The 1,484-nt window shown below is 73.5% G+C and carries 1 protein-coding gene; it reads right to left on the reverse strand.

From position 1 onward, the window contains the following. Window positions 1-17: 17 nt before the first annotated feature. On the reverse strand, window positions 18-1,382 hold the full coding sequence (glmM, locus tag ACFU7Y_RS43905) for a phosphoglucosamine mutase (RefSeq protein WP_224273934.1): 1,365 nt from the start codon (window positions 1,380-1,382) through the stop codon (window positions 18-20). Window positions 1,383-1,484 lie beyond the last annotated feature (102 nt).

The raw sequence follows: 1,484 nt of genomic DNA on the forward strand, positions 1-1,484 counted from the left end.
TTGGACGTGTCCGGGGCTCAGCCCAGGTGGGTGCGCACCGCCTCGGCCAGCCGCTGGGCGACCGTCTCGGCCTGCGCCGGGTCGGCGGCCTCGACCATCACCCGGACCAGCGGCTCGGTGCCCGACGGGCGCAGCAGCACCCGGCCGGTGGAGCCCAGCTCGGCCTCGGCCGCGGCGACCGCGGCGGCCAGCTCGGTGCTGGTCCTCACCCGGGACTTGTCGACGCCCTTGACGTTGATCAGCACCTGCGGCAGCCGGGTCATCACGGCGGCCAGGTCGGCCAGCGGCTGCTTGGTGGCGGCCAGCCGGGCGCCCAGCATCAGGCCGGTCAGGGTGCCGTCACCGGTGGTGGCGTGGTCCAGCAGGATCACGTGGCCGGACTGCTCGCCGCCCAGCGCGAAGCCGTGCTCCTTCATCGCCTCCAGCACGTAGCGGTCGCCGACGGCGGTCTCCACCAGCTCGACGCCCTCGCGCTCCATCGCCAGCTTGAAGCCGAGGTTGGACATCACGGTGGCCACCACGGTGTTGCGGCGCAGGGTGCCGGCCTCCTTCATGGCGACCGCGAGGATGGCGATGATCTGGTCGCCGTCCACCTCGTTGCCCTCGGCGTCGGCGGCCAGGCAGCGGTCGGCGTCGCCGTCCAGGGCGATGCCCAGGTCCGCCCGGTGCTCCTTCATCGCGGCGCGCAGCCGGTCCAGGTGGGTGGAGCCGACGCCGTCGTTGATGTTGAGGCCGGTGGGCTCGGCCCCCAGGGTGTGGACCACCTCGGCGCCGGCCCGGGCGAAGGCCTCGGGGGCGACGTAGGCGGCCGCGCCGTGGGCGCCGTCGATGACGACCTTGATGCCGTCCAGGCGGTTGGGCAGCACGCCGATCAGGTGGGCGACGTACCTGTCGAAGCCCTCGGTGTACTCGCGCACCCGGCCGACGGCCGCGCCGGTCGGACGGTTCCAGTCCTCGTCGCCGAGCGTGTGCTTGCGGTAGTGGGCCTCGATCGCGTCCTCGATCCGGTCGTCCAGCTTGTGGCCGCCGCGGGCGAGGAACTTGATGCCGTTGTCCGGCATGGCGTTGTGGCTGGCGGACAGCATCACGCCGAAGTCGGCGCCGAGCGCGCCGGTGAGGTACGCCACGGCCGGGGTGGGCAGGACGCCGACCCGCAGGACGTCGACGCCGGCGCTCGCCAGACCGGCGATGACGGCGGCCTCCAGGAACTCGCCCGAGGCACGCGGGTCACGGCCGACCACCGCGACCGGCCGGTGGCCGTCGAAGGCTCCGGCCTCGCCGAGCACATGGGCCGCCGCGACCGACAGGCCGAGCGCCAGCTCCGCCGTCAGGCCCTCGTTGGCCACCCCGCGTACGCCGTCCGTACCGAAGAGTCGTCCCACTGTCCCGTCCTCCATCACCACTGCTCGGAACCCAACCGATGATCCCGGCCGCCGCACCATAGCCGGGGAACACGTCGCCCCGGAGTACACGGGGTACTCCCC

It is taken from the genome of Kitasatospora sp. NPDC057542, assembly GCF_042801945.1.
Lineage (GTDB): Bacteria > Actinomycetota > Actinomycetes > Streptomycetales > Streptomycetaceae > Kitasatospora.